The sequence below is a fragment of the Pseudomonas sp. NFACC46-3 genome (assembly GCF_900114515.1).
GTDB lineage: Bacteria > Pseudomonadota > Gammaproteobacteria > Pseudomonadales > Pseudomonadaceae > Aquipseudomonas > Aquipseudomonas fluorescens_Q.
Map to the genome: position 1 here is coordinate 24,915 of NZ_FOTH01000007.1, position 17,311 is coordinate 42,225.

The 17,311-nt window shown below is 56.1% G+C and carries 18 protein-coding genes; 13 read left to right on the forward strand and 5 right to left on the reverse strand.

Features of this window, described 5'->3' with window-relative positions; translation table 11 throughout:
• The first annotated feature begins 144 nt into the window (after positions 1–144).
• The 8 genes from BM300_RS10025 (at position 145) to BM300_RS10060 (ending at position 7,997) form a co-directional block, all read left to right on the forward strand.
• On the forward strand, positions 145–999 hold the full coding sequence (locus tag BM300_RS10025; RefSeq protein ID WP_092143349.1) for a MurR/RpiR family transcriptional regulator: 855 nt from the start codon (positions 145–147) through the stop codon (positions 997–999).
• Between the two features lie 38 nt (positions 1,000–1,037).
• A complete protein-coding gene (gene ddpX / locus BM300_RS10030; RefSeq protein ID WP_092143352.1) occupies positions 1,038–1,577 on the forward strand; it encodes a D-alanyl-D-alanine dipeptidase in 540 nt (179 codons plus the stop codon).
• A gap of 162 nt (positions 1,578–1,739) precedes the next feature.
• Complete coding sequence (locus tag BM300_RS10035; protein WP_092346417.1) at positions 1,740–3,320, forward strand: ABC transporter substrate-binding protein; 1,581 nt, start codon at positions 1,740–1,742, stop codon at positions 3,318–3,320.
• Between the two features lie 76 nt (positions 3,321–3,396).
• The gene (locus tag BM300_RS10040) at positions 3,397–4,413 is read left to right on the forward strand and encodes an ABC transporter permease (protein WP_003201952.1); all 1,017 of its coding nucleotides are present in this window, start codon (positions 3,397–3,399) and stop codon (positions 4,411–4,413) included.
• Position 4,414: 1 nt separating this feature from the next.
• Entirely contained in the window at positions 4,415–5,296 is an 882-nt protein-coding gene (gene ddpC / locus BM300_RS10045) for a D,D-dipeptide ABC transporter permease (protein ID WP_092143359.1), read from the forward strand.
• 2 nt (positions 5,297–5,298) lie between these two features.
• Entirely contained in the window at positions 5,299–6,288 is a 990-nt protein-coding gene (locus BM300_RS10050) for an ABC transporter ATP-binding protein (protein WP_092143362.1), read from the forward strand.
• The gene (locus BM300_RS10055) at positions 6,288–7,256 is read left to right on the forward strand and encodes an ABC transporter ATP-binding protein (RefSeq protein WP_092462725.1); all 969 of its coding nucleotides are present in this window, start codon (positions 6,288–6,290) and stop codon (positions 7,254–7,256) included. The genes BM300_RS10050 and BM300_RS10055 overlap by 1 nt, the downstream gene beginning before the upstream one ends.
• A gap of 207 nt (positions 7,257–7,463) precedes the next feature.
• Positions 7,464–7,997 (forward strand): carboxypeptidase-like regulatory domain-containing protein, encoded by a 534-nt coding sequence (locus BM300_RS10060; RefSeq protein ID WP_139232353.1) that lies wholly within the window; start codon positions 7,464–7,466, stop codon positions 7,995–7,997.
• Here BM300_RS10060 and BM300_RS10065 read toward each other — a convergent pair.
• Together BM300_RS10065 and BM300_RS10070 are read right to left on the reverse strand one after the other, a co-directional pair.
• Positions 7,992–9,905 carry an HNH endonuclease family protein gene (locus tag BM300_RS10065; protein WP_092462729.1) on the reverse strand — a complete coding sequence of 638 codons (1,914 nt, stop codon included), beginning with the start codon at positions 9,903–9,905 and terminating at the stop codon, positions 7,992–7,994. The genes BM300_RS10060 and BM300_RS10065 overlap by 6 nt on opposite strands.
• Positions 9,902–10,582 (reverse strand): peptidoglycan-binding domain-containing protein, encoded by a 681-nt coding sequence (locus tag BM300_RS10070; RefSeq protein WP_092143374.1) that lies wholly within the window; start codon positions 10,580–10,582, stop codon positions 9,902–9,904. Before BM300_RS10070 ends, BM300_RS10065 begins: the two co-directional genes overlap by 4 nt.
• A gap of 572 nt (positions 10,583–11,154) precedes the next feature.
• Between BM300_RS10070 and BM300_RS10075 the strand changes: the two genes are divergently transcribed.
• Both BM300_RS10075 and BM300_RS10080 read left to right on the forward strand, forming a co-directional pair.
• Positions 11,155–11,565, forward strand: coding sequence for a hypothetical protein (locus tag BM300_RS10075; RefSeq protein ID WP_092462731.1), 411 nt, complete (start codon positions 11,155–11,157; stop codon positions 11,563–11,565).
• A 194-nt stretch (positions 11,566–11,759) separates the two neighbouring features.
• A complete protein-coding gene (locus tag BM300_RS10080) occupies positions 11,760–12,515 on the forward strand; it encodes a hypothetical protein (protein WP_092346405.1) in 756 nt (251 codons plus the stop codon).
• Positions 12,516–12,634: 119 nt separating this feature from the next.
• Here BM300_RS10080 and BM300_RS31675 read toward each other — a convergent pair whose 3' ends face one another.
• Positions 12,635–12,931 carry an HNH endonuclease gene (locus BM300_RS31675; protein WP_092346403.1) on the reverse strand — a complete coding sequence of 99 codons (297 nt, stop codon included), beginning with the start codon at positions 12,929–12,931 and terminating at the stop codon, positions 12,635–12,637.
• A gap of 419 nt (positions 12,932–13,350) precedes the next feature.
• On the opposite strand from BM300_RS31675, the gene BM300_RS10090 reads away from it, so the two are divergent.
• Together BM300_RS10090 and BM300_RS10095 are read left to right on the forward strand one after the other, a co-directional pair.
• Complete coding sequence (locus BM300_RS10090; RefSeq protein WP_092346401.1) at positions 13,351–13,758, forward strand: ACT domain-containing protein; 408 nt, start codon at positions 13,351–13,353, stop codon at positions 13,756–13,758.
• A gap of 102 nt (positions 13,759–13,860) precedes the next feature.
• Entirely contained in the window at positions 13,861–14,454 is a 594-nt protein-coding gene (locus tag BM300_RS10095; RefSeq protein ID WP_092346399.1) for a hypothetical protein, read from the forward strand.
• Positions 14,455–14,514: 60 nt separating this feature from the next.
• Here BM300_RS10095 and BM300_RS31350 read toward each other — a convergent pair whose 3' ends face one another.
• Both BM300_RS31350 and BM300_RS10100 read right to left on the reverse strand, forming a co-directional pair.
• Positions 14,515–14,649 carry a hypothetical protein gene (locus BM300_RS31350; RefSeq protein WP_256571890.1) on the reverse strand — a complete coding sequence of 45 codons (135 nt, stop codon included), beginning with the start codon at positions 14,647–14,649 and terminating at the stop codon, positions 14,515–14,517.
• Positions 14,650–15,617: 968 nt separating this feature from the next.
• Entirely contained in the window at positions 15,618–16,118 is a 501-nt protein-coding gene (locus BM300_RS10100; protein ID WP_092346397.1) for an Lrp/AsnC family transcriptional regulator, read from the reverse strand.
• Positions 16,119–16,236: 118 nt separating this feature from the next.
• On the opposite strand from BM300_RS10100, the gene BM300_RS10105 reads away from it, so the two are divergent.
• Positions 16,237–17,271 carry a histone deacetylase family protein gene (locus tag BM300_RS10105; protein WP_092462733.1) on the forward strand — a complete coding sequence of 345 codons (1,035 nt, stop codon included), beginning with the start codon at positions 16,237–16,239 and terminating at the stop codon, positions 17,269–17,271.
• Positions 17,272–17,311: the final 40 nt, after the last annotated feature.

Sequence of the window (17,311 nt, forward strand, 5' to 3'; positions counted from 1 at the left end):
TATTCATCGAGACCCAGCACAATCACCCGCAGGACGTCTGCTGAAAATAGTCATTGTATTGCTTCGAAATCGAATGTTATTGTTTTAACACGATAGAAATTAATGTCATCGCGGTAACATTTTGCGTTCGGGAGCTCTGAAACCATGGAAAAGAACAGCTTCCTGCAGTTGCTGGAGCGAGAGTTCTCCAACCTGACCCCGACTGGCAAGCGGATCGCCAGTTATCTGTTGGGTAACCCAGAACAGCTTCCGTTCGAGTCGGCCGATAGCATCGCGCAGCAGACCTCCACCACTGGGATTTCCGTAGGGCGTTTTTTTCGATCCCTTGGTTACCAGAACATCGATGAAATCAAACAGAGCCTGCGCGTTGAAACACCCACGTCGTGGCTTATCACTGATCGCATCGGCGCCTTTCGTGCCGAAAGCAATCAGCAAGATGCTCTTGATCGTTCCCTGAGTCGTGAGATCGAGGCCATTCGGTATGTCTACGGTCTAGCGCGCAGCGACGCCTTCGCCGATATCGTGCAACGTATCTACGAAGCCGATGCAGTGTTCATCCTCGGTATTCAGTCCACTCGAGGGATTCTCACAGCGTTCCATAGCCATCTTGAGTACATCCGGCCCAAGGTCTACTACGTCGATGGTCTGTCCGGCATCTACGCAGAAACCCTGAACTCCGGCTTTGCCAATCCCTACGCAATCATTGCGGATTTCCGCGCTTATTCCAGCGTGACTCAGACTTTCTGCGACGCGGCCATAGATAACAACCTCCCATTGGCCCTGATCACCGACCTGCAATGCCCCTGGGCCAGGGACTACCCACTTGACCTCTTGCAACTGAAAACCGATGTCGGGCAGTTCTGGGATTCGCCTGCGCCATTGGCCTGCCTGTTAAATCTCATCGTGTCGGCCGTCGCTGAGAAATACGGGGATCGGCTCGATGAGCGCTTGGCCAAGAACCGTCAATTGCAAAAAGCTTTCGGTCAGTTCGAAGGCTGATCCTCATCGTCCCACCGAATCCCAACTGGAGTATTGGCGTGAACAACAGCCCCCTTGTAGAGATCGATGCCCAGCGCTACCAGCTGCAAATCGATTTGATCTACGCCGGTGCAGACAACCTGGCAGGAAGAGTGATTTATCCAAATGCGCGTTGCCTGTTACATCACCAGGCTGCCGACTGTTTGTCCAAGGCCAGTCAGCTCGCGCGTCAGGCCGGCCTTACCCTTCGCATCTATGACGCCTATCGGCCGCCTTACGCTCAGTACCTGTTGTGGGACGCACTGCCAAACAACGACTACGTGCGTGACCCACATTTGGGCTCCCATCACAGCCGTGGTGTGGCGGTGGATCTGACACTGGTCGGTGCTGATGGCGAACCGCTGGATATGGGCACTGAATTCGACGCAATGGAAGAGAAATCCCACCAGTTCCATCCCGGCTTGCCAGTAGACGTGCAACGCAATCGATTGCTGCTGGTGGGGATCATGCTCGCCGCCGGCTTCCAGGCGATTGCTACCGAGTGGTGGCATTACGAACTTCCGAATGCCGACGATTACCCCTTGCTGGAAGACGTTTAAAACCACTGATTCACCAACAGATAGCACCGCGCAGCCCACGCTCAGTGCGGCTGATAACAATAACAAGACAGCGTTACTTACGTTTCACCTGCAACTGCCCGGTTATAGCTTTTATAAAAAACCTGACGTACTTCCCTCTATCGAATGATCAAGGAAACCGGCATGAACCCAATGAACACCGTGACCAGCAAAACCTTTCCCGGCGCCGGCAAGCTATTGCTGAGCATTTTGTGCAGTGCATTGAGCCTTGGCGCCTGGCAGGCCGCGACAGCGGCTGTACCACAAGACACCCTGGTCATCGGCAAACCCGCTGACCCCCAGACCCTCGACCCGGCCGTGACCTTCGATAACAACGACTGGACCATTACCTACCCGTCGTACCAGCGCCTGGTCGGCTACAAGGTCGAAGGCGACAAAAGCAGCACCGAAGTTCAGGGTGACCTGGCCGAGAGTTGGACCGTTTCTCCGGACAATCTGGTCTGGGAATTCAAAATCAAACCTGGTAACAAATTTGACGACGGCGCCCCTGTAGATGCCGCCGCGGTGAAGTTTTCCTTTGATCGCTTGATGACGCTCAAGCAGGGACCTTCCGGTGCATTTCCGGAGGACATGGTGGTCGCGGTCGTCGACCCGCAGACTATCCGGTTCACCCTGAAGACGCCTTTCTCGCCGTTCCTGTTTACCCTGGCCCACAATGGCGCGTCGATCATCAACCCCGCTGTGGTCAATAAAAGCGCGGACGTCAATGCCTGGCTGTCGAGCCACACCGCAGGCTCCGGTCCCTTCCGCTTGAGCAACTGGCAAAAAGGCCAGTCGTTGACCATGGAGCCCAACACCTACTTCGCCGGCCCCAAACCTGCGCTGAAAACCGTGGTCATCAAAATCATCGGTGAGCCCTCCGTGCGTCGTCTGCAATTGGAGCGGGGTGACCTGGACATCATCGAAGACATGCCCGAAGACCAGCTCGGCGTTCTTGCCAGCAAGCCCGGCGTGGCGGTGAAGGAGTTCCCGTCGCTACGGGTCACCTATCTCTACCTGAACAACAAAAAAGGCCCACTGACCAGCGTCGATGCACGTCGCGCGATCACCGAAGCGGTGGACTACAACGGCATCGTCAAAGGCATTCTCAGGGACAAGGCCAAGCTCCTGAACGGGCCAATCCCGGACGGCATGTGGGCGTATGACAGCTCGTTGCCGCCGATGAAGCAGGACATGGCAGCCGCCAAGGAAAGCCTCGCGAAAACGTCGCAGAAAATCACCAACCTCAGCTACATGTATTCGGACAAGGATCCTAACTGGGAACCGATCGGCCTGACCCTGCAAGCTGCATTGGCGCCACTGGGCATCAACCTCAAGCTGGAAAAGCTAGCCAACGCCACGCTGCGTGAGCGCGTCGGCCAGGCGGACTACGACATCGCGGTCGGTGCCTGGAGCCCGGACTTTGCCGACCCGTACATGTTCATGAACTTCTGGTTCGACTCCAAGATGCAGGGCCTGCAGGGCAACCGCTCGTTCTATAGCAACCCGCAAGTCGACAAATTGATTCGAGAAGCCGCCGCTAATAGCGACACCACGAAGCGCGTCGAGCTGTACCAGAGCGCGCAGAAAATGGTGCTCAAGGACAGCGTCTACGCCTACCTCTACCAGAAGAGCTACACCTTGCCGATGCGTGATTCGGTCAAGGGTTACGTGTTCAACCCCATGCTCGAACAGGTGTTCAACTTGGGCAGTATGAGCAAGTAAACCGACTCCCTCGCGCTGGCCATTCGTGGCTGGCGCGGCTTCTGATTTTCGTCGCGGGTGTTACCGAGGTGCCAAAATGGCCTTCCTGACTTTGTTGCGCAAGCGCCTGCTCGGCCTGTTGCTGGTCGTGTTCGGCGTTTCGCTGATTACCTTTGCAATTTCGCATCTGATCCCGGGTGATCCTGCTCGATTGATCGCTGGCGACCGGGCCAGTGATGCATTGGTGGCCGGTATACGTCATCAACTGGGATTGGATCTGCCGCTGTATCAACAATACGGTCGTTACCTGATGGACCTGGTGCAGGGAGACCTGGGAACCTCGATACGCACCAGCCGTCCCGTTCTGGAAGACCTGCAGACGTTCTTCCCGGCGACACTGGAGCTGGCGCTGGTAGCGCTGGTGCTTGCGATCCTGGCCGGCGTGCCGCTTGGCGTGCTGTCAGCGGTTTATCACAATCGGGCGATTGACCAGATCGCCCGCACGCTTGCAGTCACCGGAATTTCAACGCCGGCCTTTTGGCTCGGCCTGGGCGCAATCGTTCTGTTCTACGGGCATCTGGGCTGGTTGCCGGGAGGAGGGCGGCTGTCCGAAGGGCTTGCTCCGCCGCCGACAATCAGTGGTTTTTATCTGCTCGACTCGCTGCTCGCCGGTGAGGGCGCGCTGTTTCTCGATGCCGTCGAGCATCTGATTCTGCCGGCGGCGACCCTGGGATTCGTGACCTTGGGCGTCGTCGCCCGGCAGATTCGTTCAGCCATGCTTGATCAACTCGGCGAAGACTATATCCGCACCGCCCGCGCCTACGGCTTGTCGCGATGGACTGTGATCCTGCGCCACGCACTGCCTAACGCGCTCATTCCTTCGGTGACAGTCCTGGGGCTGACCCTCGGAGATTTGCTGTATGGCGCGGTGCTGACCGAAACGGTCTTCGCCTGGCCCGGCATGGGCGCCTATGTCGTCAAGTCGATCCAGTCGCTGGACTTCCCGGCGGTGATGGGCTTCGCCATTCTGGTTTCGTTCATCTATGTGCTGCTGAACATGGCCATCGACATTGTGTACCGCGTGATCGACCCACGCATCGGCGAGGTAAGTTGAAATGTCCGCTACCCTGATGGCCACGCGCCGCCCGCGCTGGAACGAAAAAATCGCCTATCTGACCTACCGCGTCCGCCGCAGTCCGCTGACCATGGCGGGCCTGGCGATCACCTGTGTCGTCTTGCTGTGCATGATCTTCGCCCCTTGGCTCGCCAGTCACGACCCCAACGCGCTGAACTTGGCCGAACGCCTGACGCCGCCATCCAGCACCCATTGGTTCGGCACCGACGAAGTCGGCCGCGACCTGTTCAGCCGCGTGCTGTTCGGTAGCCAGCAGTCGGTGGGTGTCGGTCTGTTCGTGGCTTTTGCATCCTGTTTTATCGGCGGGTTGCTGGGGTGCTTTTCCGGGGTCATCGGTGGTCGTTTCGACGCATTGATCATGCGCCTGATGGACATCATGCTGTCGGTGCCCTCGCTGGTGCTGATCATGGCCTTGGCGGCTGCGTTGGGGGCGAGCCTGTTCAACGCGATGCTGGCGATTACGCTTGTACGAATTCCGTCCTATGTCCGGCTAGCCCGCGGCCAAGCCTTGAGCATCCGCGAGATGGGTTATGTCAAGGCCGCCCAAACCTTCGGGGCAGGGCGCTGGCACCTGGTGCACTGGCACGTGGCGCGCAACGCAATGCCGCCATTGCTGGTGCAACTGAGCCTGGATATCGGCAGCGCGATCCTCATGGCTTCGGCCCTGGGCTTTATCGGCCTGGGAGCGCAGCAACCTACGGCCGAGTGGGGTGCGATGGTCGCCACCGGGCGCAACTACATCCTCGATAACTGGTGGTATTCGACCTTTCCAGGCCTGGCGATTCTGATCACGGCCACCGGGTTCAACTTGCTGGGCGATGGCGTACGCGATCTGCTCGATCCACGGCAACAGGGGAAGTGACCATGCAGACGTCGAGTCCAGTATTGTCCATCGACAACCTGAGCCTGGAATTCCCGGCTTACAAAAACAACGTCAAAGCGCTGAACGGCGTGTCGCTGCATGTCAATCCCGGGGAAATCGTCGGCGTCGTCGGCGAGTCCGGATCGGGCAAGTCGGTCACGGCCATGCTCAGCATGCGGTTGTTGCCCGAGCGCAGCTATCGCATCACCGCCGGCAGCTTGAGCATGCTCGGTCGTGACATGCTGGCAGCGCCTGAAAAAGAGTTACTGACGATTCGTGGGCGCGATGCCGCGATGATTTTCCAGGAGCCGATGACCGCCTTGAACCCGACCCGGCGCATCGGTAGGCAAATGCTCGATGTGATCATTCATCACCAGAAGATCAGCGTCGCCCAAGCCCGTCTCAAGGCGATCGCACTGTTGCGCGACATGCACATCGCCAGTCCGGAACAGGTATTGGAGAGCTATCCTTTCGAGCTGTCTGGCGGCATGCGCCAGCGGGTGATGATCGCGCTGGCGTTCTCCTGCGAACCCCAATTGCTGATTGCCGACGAGCCGACAACGGCCCTCGACGTGACCGTGCAACGCCAGGTGCTGTTGCTGTTGCGAGAAAAAGCCAGGCAGCGGGGCACGGCCATCTTGCTCATCACCCATGACATGGCATTGGTTTCGCAGTTCTGCGACCGGGTCTACGTCATGTACACAGGGGCAGTGGTCGAGGAGGGTCGCACGGCCGATGTCATGGGAAATCCACAACATCCCTATACGCAAGGTTTGCTCAATGGTCTGCCGGAAATGGTCGAGCCGGGCCAGCCGCTGCTGACCATTCCCGGTCAGGTGCCGAACCTGGCCTCTTTGCCCGTGGGCTGTACTTTTCAGGAGCGGTGTACATACGCCATGCCGGTTTGTAGCAAGCGCCCGAATCTCAACACTATCAACGGTAATGACCAACGTAAAAGCGCGTGCTGGTTACCGGTCAAGGAGCTTTCGTGATGAACAGTGCCGTCTTTCAACCCATCACCCAAATGGCTCCCACGATTCTTCAACTTGACGATGTTCACGTTCGTTTCCCCGTGAGCAATGACTGGTTGGGGCGACCGCGTGGATATGCCCACGCCTTGAACGGCATTGATCTTCAGGTGCGGGCAGGCGAGACCCTGGGGGTTGTCGGCGAGTCAGGTTGCGGCAAGAGCACCTTGGCCCAGCTGTTGATGGGCCTGCTGCCGCCCAGCAGCGGGGAGATGAATTGGGCCAATCGCAGCGGCGAAGGTCGCAGGAACGTTCAGATTGTTTTCCAGGATCCACAGTCGTCCCTTGATCCGCGTCTGCCTATCTGGAGAATCATCACCGAGCCGTTATACGCCCGAGGCCATGTCAGCCATGCGCAGATGCGCGATGTAGCCGCCAGGGTCGCGGCCCAAGTCGGCATCCGCCCGGAATATCTGGACCGCTTCGCGCATCAGTTTTCCGGTGGGCAGCGTCAACGCATCGCCATCGCCCGAGCCCTTTCGTCAGACCCGGATATCATTGTCCTGGACGAGCCCACATCGGCGCTGGACATCTCGGTTCAGGCGCAGATTCTCAACCTGCTGGCAGAGCTGCAAAGTGCCCGCAATCTGACTTACATCCTGATTTCTCACAACGTATCCGTGGTGCGTCATATGGCTAATCGGGTAGCGGTGATGTACTTGGGGCAAATCGTTGAACTGGGTAGCGTGGCTCAAGTGCTCGATCAGCCACGTCACCCCTATACCCGTTTGTTGCTCGAGGCGGTACCACGACTGGGCGTGCCACTGCACGACGAGCAAGTCGCGGCGCCGACCGAATTACCAGGGAACCGCCGACTACCGAGCGGCTGCTTCTTCCGCGAACGGTGCAGTCTATGCACCACTGGCTGCGAGAAGCCTCAGGCCTTGCTGGGCGATGAGCTGCAGCGTGTGCGATGTCATTTACAGGATTGAGTCACTGAGCACCGGACTTATCAATGGCCTGTAGCAGGGTCTCCATGATAATCATCTAGACTGCTCCTTCATCCTCCTGCCCGGGACTGGCAGCCTATGCGGATATGTTTTTTTTACGGGGCTGATCGCATCGAACTGGGCTCTCGATCCAGCTTTGCTGACGGTCCGTCCATGCAGCAAGGGGGGAGCGGGGCGACCAGGATCGAAATGCGTGAACCGTGGCAGGCCGACAGTTTTATTCACCGACATTTTGCCGGAGCCGATCAGATACACCGTTTGCGCGCGCTGTTATCCGCCCAGGAGTCTCTGGTCCATCTGCTGGATGATCGCGAAGTTCACCGCCAGGTAGCCAGCAAATTATGGCGCGGGGAGCTGTGTGCTTACGTTTTTCCATACCAACGGCCGATGCCGGTTCGCGTACCGGCCTCGGTCGCTGTAGAAGAGGTCGTTGCGCCGGTGTCCGCCGCAGCCCGCAGGCGTCTGCCAGTAAAAGCCTCTTCCGAATCTGCCAGTCGACCTGAGCCGGTGGTACTGACATTCGTGGAGATCGAGTTGTTGGATATGCAGGGGCAGCCCGTTGCCGGGGAATCCTATGTCATTGCATTACCAAACGGGACCCAGCACAGCGGTGTGCTTGACGCGTTCGGACGGGCGAGGGTGGATGGCCTTGATCCGGGCAACTGTCAGGTGACGTTTCCGGAATTGGATCAGCGTGCGGTGGAGCGCTGGAAGGGCTCATGAATTGGACTTGAGACGGATATGCTGCCACGCGGCGTCCAAATTCTGGGGCATGCCGGCGCGTTTGCGCAGCCCGGTGGCCTTGGGCGTGATCCAGGGTTTTGGTGGGGCTGGCAACGGAAATGGCATCACTGTTTCGGGAATATTGCCTATTTTCAGTTTAGCGACGGCCTCGGCAATTTCCTTCAGTGTGACGCGCATGCTGCTGGTGCTGTTGCTCACATCTTCGTTTGCGCAAGCCTGGCACCGACGGTCGAGCTCAGCGGTAAGTTGCTCACCAGCCTGACCGATCCTGACCACTTCGTCGCACCAGGGCGCTGTCTGATTCAAGCTTCGATTCAGGTTGAACGCTTGTGTCGCATGGTTGAGTCTGACGACGATCTGGTTGCAATGGGCAGTGAGGTCTTCTGCGAGATCCGGCCCATATTCCGTCAGGTTCTGGTTCATCGTGTCCATCGCGCTGCTCCATGTATCCTTGTCGCACTCATAGGTTTCCAGGGCATTCCAGACATCAAGGACATCGCGCTCGTGGCTCAGAAAAGCAGTGACAAAAGCCGGGTCGTGACGGGGATAGCCTTTTTGGTCCTTGTAAAATTTGGCGTGCAGAGCCATGACCTTTGCCAGGCGGTCCCGGCAGACGTATTCGATGTGCGTTTGCTCAAATCCGGCATTCCATAACGGGGCATACGCACCAAGGGTGTCACGCGACGCTTTCAGCGCCTCCATGTCCGCTTGGTAAGTAGCCAGGATGACCGCATGCACGCCGAGCCGGGGAAGTTCGTGGACGCTGCGGGTGGCCGGGGCATTCCCGCTTTGTGCGGCCTGCAGCTGAGTGATGTGCTCGCGTGACTGCAGCACGTGTCTGGTCAGCTCCAGGCTCCAGCAGGCAAAGGCATCCATCGCCAACGCCGAAAACGGCGCCTGGGGCGTCGTGGAGTAATACAAGAACTCGATGGCCGAGCGGGTTTGATTCTCCGACACGGGGTAAGCGGTGTAGCGTTTCACTTTGTCGCGCAATGTTGGCACCGTCAGGGTCTTGAACCACTCGTCTCCACGCTGCCATTTCAGGAACTCGATCGTTAGGTCGAGGCTGTGGGTCATCTCCAGAAACACGCCTCGCAACATTGCCAGGTGCCGCATGCGGGCGAACACAAGCTCCTTGCGGTTCAGGCCGAGGACAAGAATGTTCTTGCCACCCCTGTCGCTCGTGGGCTGCATTTGTTGGTTAAGGTCGTCGAGAGGAGCGGGGACGGCTTCTCCCGTCTCTGAATCGAAGCTGATGTGTTCGCGCGGATTCTCGGTGACAGGATTGATCAACACCGGCCTTTCGGCATTGCTCGGGTTGTTCCATGCGTCGTGTCGCGGTGGACCCAAACGACCCCATTCGTTAATGGCTGCCCAGAACTCGTCCTCGGTGTCGAAGTCTTCCAGGCGCGGCGGTGGGGTCGTCAGGTTGTCCGGTATCACGTCGAAGTAGTTTTTCTTGTAGGTCTCATTGCACTCCTTGCATGACCACAAGTGGTTGCTCCAGTCATAAACGTATTGAAAATAGCCGAGGTTATCGAGTGCCTGGCCGCCCACAGGGACGAAACCGTCGTGGCGTTTTTTCGGTCGAAAGTGCTCGACATCCCCGCCTGCGGTGCTCATGAAGCGCGCCTCGCAAAAGGCACACTTGCCATATTGGTCCACCTTCAGCAGCGCCTTGGCGTGAGGCGGCTTGTACTGATCGTCGTCGATGACGATCTTCACCGCGCCTTTTGGAACACTTTTTGTTTTGGCGGTGTTGGTGCCTTTGGTGCAGAGGACCACCATGGCGCCAGCCTGGACAGCTTCCTGGATGCCTTTTTGCATCTCAGCATGCGAGCGCTGTAGCGCGGGAGGGGCCGTTGGCGTTTTGTGAACCTGGATCATAGGGAGGCCTCTCCATGGTAGCCGTGGAGCGTCGCGCGTACGGCATTGCTCAGCAACTCATCGTCGTCAGGCAACCCGGCCTGCATCTTGAAAGCACCGATGGCCACCCGGGTCGCGTCATTCATCTGGCCATCGCATTCGCCGCTGAAGTAGCCGAGACCACGCAAGCGTTGTTGCACGCCCTTGAGGGTGCTGATCGGGTCGAGCGCGCGAAGCCTCAATGGATAGTCGCGGGAGAAGCCGTCAAAGGTTACGCGTACGGTGATGTCATCGGCGGTTGGCTCGAGCGGCCAGACAATATCGCCGTTCGCTTCAGCCGTGCCACGCCCCAGCAGCGTGTCACCACGCAGTACTTCAAAGTGGCGCGCCAGGCCTTGTCCGGCGAGCGCATAAGGACGAAACCGAAGCAAGGCAGGCGTGTTCAGCACGCGGAAAGTGTGCCTTCGCCCGGTGGCGTTCTGTTCGAAGGTCGCTTTCGTGCGCGGGGGAACGAACAATAAATCCCCCGACGCGAGCGTCGTCCCGTCCGGGTGTTGCTGGCGCAGGTTGGCATTGCGTGGGTGATCCCAGAGTGTCGAGCGCGCGTGTCCATAAGCGTAGGCCACGCTGTCGACGCTTTCGGCGGCTCCCAATGCCAGGACGATGCCGTCACCGCCAGGGTCCGATCTGGCATTCATACTGTCTATCCTTGTATGTCGCACTAAGGTCGTGTGTAGGAAATCGCACCCATTCAGCAGGCGATTTAAACCTTAGTACGTTATTTGCCTTTTTGGGAACACGGAGAACTTGGCGACAGTTAGTTGAGGGATATCGATGGCGTCACGGTACAGCATTGAATTGAGAGGATGAGATTGGCTTCAAATCCAGCCATCAATGGGGGCCGTGGGAATACCTGAGAGTACACATAATGTATATTATGTTAAACGGCCTATGGATAAGTGTTTACTCTTTTGCCACCCTTCGTGGAAAGCGGACAAAATTTTCGAACGCACCATGACCTAGCCTTCCTCACGAGAAGCCGCGAGACTCGACTGGCTTCTCATTTGCTAAGCCTCAAGAAACGCTGGCCACCTCATCACATTGCCCCTGCGCAGGTCGCGACATGGACGAGCCGAAACTTTGTCTACAGCCGCAGACCCTAAAAGCGTGGCCAGTGCTAACCCTATAGCGAATGCCCTTTGCGTAGACGAAAGATGGCTATGTAGTATCATTCGCCAAACTTCACTCACACCATCAAGGGATTGTTGAAATGATCTGGGTCATTCTGATTGCCGTCGTAGTCATCGCAGTTTGGTGGGCTCACGCCCAGGAAAAGGCAAAGACAGAAGCACGAGAGGCCTACCAGCGCTCACTGGCGAATCTCAAAGCCGACCCTCGCAACGCAGATTTACGCCAGCAGACCTTGGCACTAGGGCGCGCATATTCAAACCTTATGCGCGACAAGAAAGGCCAAACGGTCTTTGACGAAGTCGCATTGATGAACGACATCAATGCCGCATGTGCTAATGCCAGTCAGCGCTCCCTGGATGTCCATGTAGCAGCGCCGCCTGTGAACGACATCGAAGCGCGTCTACAAAAGCTGTTGTCTCTTAAGGAGCGCAATCTCATTGACGAGGACGAATACAGCAGTCGTCGCAGAGAGATCCTTGAGTCGATCTGAGTCAGGATTTGTTATTGCACTGCATTGAGGACGGGTGGCGATTGGATTTCAGAATCCTGGCCGCCTATCTCGTGCCGATCAGCTTCGGTCTGACTCACTAGACGCCATTCTTCAGGCCCTATGCAGCATTCCCGAGGGCGGCGAAAGGTTGCCGGCGTCCAATCGCGATGCTGTATGAAATTCCGGAAAACCACATGAATGCAGAGCATCACACCGGCAACGACGCTAAAGCCGTCGCTTCAGGACTAGCATCGGGAATTATAGAAAAGATATGGGACTTCAACTGGTGCTTGAAAGCAGTCTACGTGGGCCTGTTTGCTGATATCTCATTGATTGTCTTAACGGGCCACGACCTAGCCAGTTCCTCCTTTGATACCGAAACCGTCCTCACCAACGCCGGCAAAGTACTGTGTGCGTCACTCGTATTCATGTGCTTCGTTTCACTAGTTGTACCGGCCATCGTCCACGTTCTTAATGTCTTGGCGCAGCCTACCCCGGAGCACCATCCGCTCCCACCGGACTGCGTGCGGCCGAGGGACTTGAAAAGGCTGGCGCTTGAAGAGAAAAGTGATTTCTTGCTCAAACTCTGCGTCCAGCACAGTTTGGACGTCAGGGAGGGTCAAGTTAAAAAAAACGATGCAAGAACTCTGCTCACAGGGCTGACGATACTGGTCGCGAGTGACTACATTTTGGGCTACCTGCATCACACCCCATCAATCATGAGGCTGCTCCAATCGCACCTGACCTGGGGGGTAGTTGTGGTATCTCTGCTTGCTCTGTACTACGGGATTGTCTGGACGTATGAACAAGAAGTGAAGGATCGATGGATTTGGTATCCGCCCCTCGCTGAGCAACAACGCCAAGCGCAGAAGGAAACTGAAGATCGCCAGCATGACGCTCATAGAAAGTATCAGGAGCCGCAGCGTGCCTTGCACCAGCCTGATGATTGACCCACATTGTAACTTTGACTATCCCGTATAGTCGTTACACTAGCCGACTGGCGCTTTGCCATATCCGCACCGCCGGTTTTGGGCTCAGCACCCTTGTTTGAGTTTGGCGACGTCAGCAGTCACTGGATCGACTTAAAAGACTGAAAAATCCATTCACGATGCCAGGCAAGATAGTACTCATGCCGCTTCTCGATTTGGGACAGCCGCTGGCGTACGTCAAGATTGAGACGTTGGGCGTCCTCAACGCTCAGCATCGGACTGATGACCAGCTCCCCCGACGCCCCGAAAGTAATCAATCCTTGATCGAAGGCAACGTCTAAGTGAGGAGCAAGCAGCAAGCCATTGAAAGGATCTAGCCGCTCTTCATCATTGGCTCTACTCCAAGGCTTAATATGGGACGCCCATGAATCTCGCAGTTATGATAAAGGTAGAGCTTCATGATGCAGTCTAGGATTTCGGCTCCGGAATAGACGTCAAGTACAATGGGGACCATGATTTACGCCCCAGTAAGTTTCGACAGAACATGGGCGTCTCCGAAGAAATGGTGCGTGAGTTCTACAATGGACTTAAATCAAACAAATAGAACTGGAATCTCCTATTCAATACTCGTTTGAGTGTTGGCGTTACCCTCCTCCCGACTATGCTATTACCGTTATCCACCCCGCGACGGCGGTGGCCACAGCCCCATTTAGGGGTACCAAGAGGAGTCACAAGACAAGATGCCAGACGCCCTCATGCAATATTAGGTTTGCTAATCCCGCATCATGAAATTTAACTTTTCTTATCGCGAAAAAATCCGAGACTGGGGCGTCAACAATCAATAGAGACTTATGAAATGTCGGGTGAAAAATCAATAGCAAAGCTACTCCATGGCATGAGCCCTTTGCTGAATGAGGGTAACTATGTCTTCTGCACTGTCAAAAACAGCAACATCTTGGAGGGGCAGGAAGTGCTGGGGAGCTTTCGGGAGAAGGAAGGCCTGACGGTCATCCTCGAGCAATCCGCAGCTCTGGCGCTGGGTCTTGAATTCGAATATGTCGCCGCCTGGATCACCCTGACCGTCCATTCGGCGCTGGATGCCGTTGGCTTGACGGCTGCTTTTGCAACTGCACTGGGAAATGCTGGCATCAGCTGTAATGTCATCGCGGCTTACTACCACGACCACATTTTTGTGGGCAAAGGTGATGCCCAGAAAGCAATCGAGGTGCTGCAGGCGCTCGCGCGATCTGGATCTGCTGACTAGAAAGCACCTCGAGGCATTTGAACCGGTCCTTCGAGAGCTGAGATGGGCATAATTCCATCGCTTTGGTTAGAATGGCTCCAATGCGATTCGGATATCTATTGAATGACAACAGTTGTATGGGATACGAAAATACTGGCTGCGGATACCTGCCATCGAGTCGCAAGAAACACTTACGGCGAGGATGCAGACAAGATCTTCGTCTCTTCCAAAAAGGTTCTTTTTGAGGGCTCTGAGCTCATCGCCGCAGCCGGTTCCGGCAATGTTTCCATGCTTTCGGATTGGTGGAAATACATCTGTGAGTCGCCGTGCTCCGCTGACGAACTAAAGGAAAAGATGAGAAAGCAAATATCGGGGAATTTGGGGACGCACGCTTTTTTAATCCTGACAGTTGATAAATGCTTTAAGATCGAAGCATCATCAAAAAAAGCAACTTCCTCAGACGTAACTGATATACCCGCGGCTATAGGCTCGGGGGGCGATTCAGCCTTACCACTACTCATCCAGAAATTTGGCGTATTCACTGCGATTGCTCGTGCAGCCAGGATGGACAGGGAAAACACCAATGCCAAAATCACCTGGATCAGCCGCGAGCCTGGTTCAACCACCAAGTATGCTAGTTTTCTGCAAATCGCATGGGCCAGGTGTCAAGAGACGTGGCTGCGGCTCTCCACCTCTAGGTACATCTGGAAGAGATAGCTGATGATAGGCTGTAAAAAAGGGCAGCCCACTCTCATGGGCCGCCCTTAAACACCCGATCTAGCTGCTCCTTATTTCATCAATCCAGCGAATCAACTGGCGACAGCATTCACGAAAAGCTTCGGATGCAGCCAACGCTGCGAGCGAGGAGACAATTTTTTTCAGCCAGTCAGGTGCGCCACGGCGAGTGCTCATAGTCGTAATCCTATGCATGAGCTAATAGACGTGGGTGTTTCAGCCGATATTAATTGCGCACCCATGATAGGTACGGCCGAGGCTCGGCCACGGAAATGGCCGGCGTCAAGCTTGATAACGCTCTTGTCAGTGGCTCATCTTCATCGACGGCCATTGCTAAGAACTCGCATCAGACACCCGATCCTCGAATGCACTGCGCTTCTTCTGCTCTCACATCACGATAGATGGAGAGTTCTTTGGGCTCTCGACTTCGCACGGGGCATACATCGAGAGCGCTATTTTTTGGCTACAAACCCAGCACAGCCGAGGCGTGCCGAATCTAGCGGCTACCGTAAGACGCGGTTAAGGCGCCCCCGGTGGTTTCTTCCTGATAAGCCGATAAGGCCATCGGTCCGTCTACGCGATTCAGGTGCGTGACGCGTCTGTGCTCTGCAACTGATATGAGCGCCTCAGCTGCAACAGGCCCTGACGCCTTGAGCGTGTAGGCACAAGCCGATCCTCGGCAACGCACTACATCATTCTGGGGCGTTGCACTCAACGTGCAGCGCTCCGATTTTTCTGCCCTAACCTAAAGTTCCTTTAGGTAGGGGCACCTAGTAATTTTAGGCCTGGCCATCTCTAATCGCTTGGTACAGCCTGGCCGGCGTCATCGCTAAGCGAAAAGTCTCTCGCTGGCTGATGAGCTATGTTTGGTCTGAAACAGCCCGTTGTTTTGAACATGGAAATCCAGGTTCGCGATGAGCATACAGGCTAGCGAGTGGTGTTTGCCACTGTCTTCGCTTTCCTGAGAGATCAGGCATGCGATGTACTTAGGCTTCGAAATCGAACACTACAAACCGGTCAGCTATTTCCTTCATCGGTCGCCAATGCCCAAGTGACGAGATGCTTTACGTTCACCGGGAACGTTCCTTCGAAGGTGCGGAGCAGTTAAGTGTAAAAGTTGTGCAGAGGGAAGATCGTCAACCCACTCACTCTTTGGTCGATTTGGGTATCGCAATACGGCTACTGGTCTTGACCTCGCGCAACGCCAGGCTCGACTGAATGGATGCAATACCCACCTGGCGCCTGAGCACCTGCTCGATGAAGTCACTGTAGCTATCAAGATCCTCTGCCAACACTTGCAACACGTAATCGGCATCCCCGGTGATCTTGTGACAAGACAACACTTCAGGCAATTGCGCAATCACCGCCTCGAAGGCGTCGGGAGCGTGATCGGCATGGGTGGAGAAACGGATGTGCACGAACGCCATGATATCCAACCCCAGCATGCGTCGATCAAGGTTGGCCTGATAGCCCTTGATCACGCCCGCTTCCTCCATTCTCTTACGCCGGCGCCAGCAAGGCGTGAGGCTTAACGACAGGCGCTCACTGAGCTCGGCGTTGGAAATGCTCGCATCCTCTTGCAGCAATGTGAGTATCGCCAGGTCCGTCTCGTCGAGGCTGATCCGTTTGGATGATTTTTTCTGCATTTCGCAAATCCTGAGTAAAAACGCCCGAAAAAAATAGCAAGCCACGAATATAAAGCAAAGAAAGCGCATCCAGTCCAGAACAGAATATTTGCACTGGCCCACATTAACGGATGCGCAGATGTTTACAGTTTTCAGTGATTCCCACCGTTTGCACCACGGCACCGAATTGAAAGACGGCGTGCTCAAGCCGTCGTTCGAACAGCCCAGCCGGGCCGATACCGTACATGATCGAATCAAGCAGGTAGGCCTTGGCCAGATCGTCGAACCACGGACATTTGACCGGTCGTGTTACGTCAATGCGCACAGCGAGCGCTACGTCAGCTTTCTTGAAAGCGCATGGTCAGAATGGTGTGCGACCGGGCGTACCCACGATGCCTTGCCGCTGGTATGGCCGGTGCGCGATTTGTCCAACGATCAAGTCCCGACTTTCATCGACGGAAAGCTCGGTTTCTTCGCCATGGATGCCGGTTCCCCAATTACCGCGACCACATGGCAAGCCGTAAAGACCAGCGCAGACATCGCCCTCACAGGCCTGGCGCTGATCGATGAAGGCCACGACAGTGCCTTCGCCCTGTGCCGTCCGCCCGGCCATCACGCAGCGCGCGAATACATGGGTGGCTATTGCTATCTCAATAACGCCGCCATTGCCGCACAGCAGGCCATCACTCAAGGCGCGAAACGCGTCGCGGTACTCGACGTCGACTTCCATCATGGCAACGGCACCCAAAACATCTTCTATGAACGCAGTGACGTCATGTTCGTGTCGCTGCACGGCGAACCCACGGTGTCTTATCCGTACTACTCAGGCTTCAGTCACGAAGTCGGCGCCGGCCATGGCGAAGGTTACAACCTCAATTACCCGTTGCCGAAAAACACCACCTGGGAAAGCTATCGCAATGCCCTGCTCCACTCCTGCAAGAAACTCCAGCAATTCGCCCCTGAAGTGCTGGTTATTTCACTCGGCGTCGACACGTTCAAGGACGACCCCATCAGCCACTTCCAGCTGGAAAGCGAAGATTTCATCGGCATCGGCGAGCTGATAGCGAGTGTGGGCTGCCGCACTCTGTTTGTGATGGAAGGCGGCTACATGGTCGATGAAATCGGAATCAATGCAGTCAATGTGCTGCATGGTTTCGAGAGCAAACGCAGCTGAGTCATCCCCTGCCCCGCAACGTTGTTACTACTGAACCGGA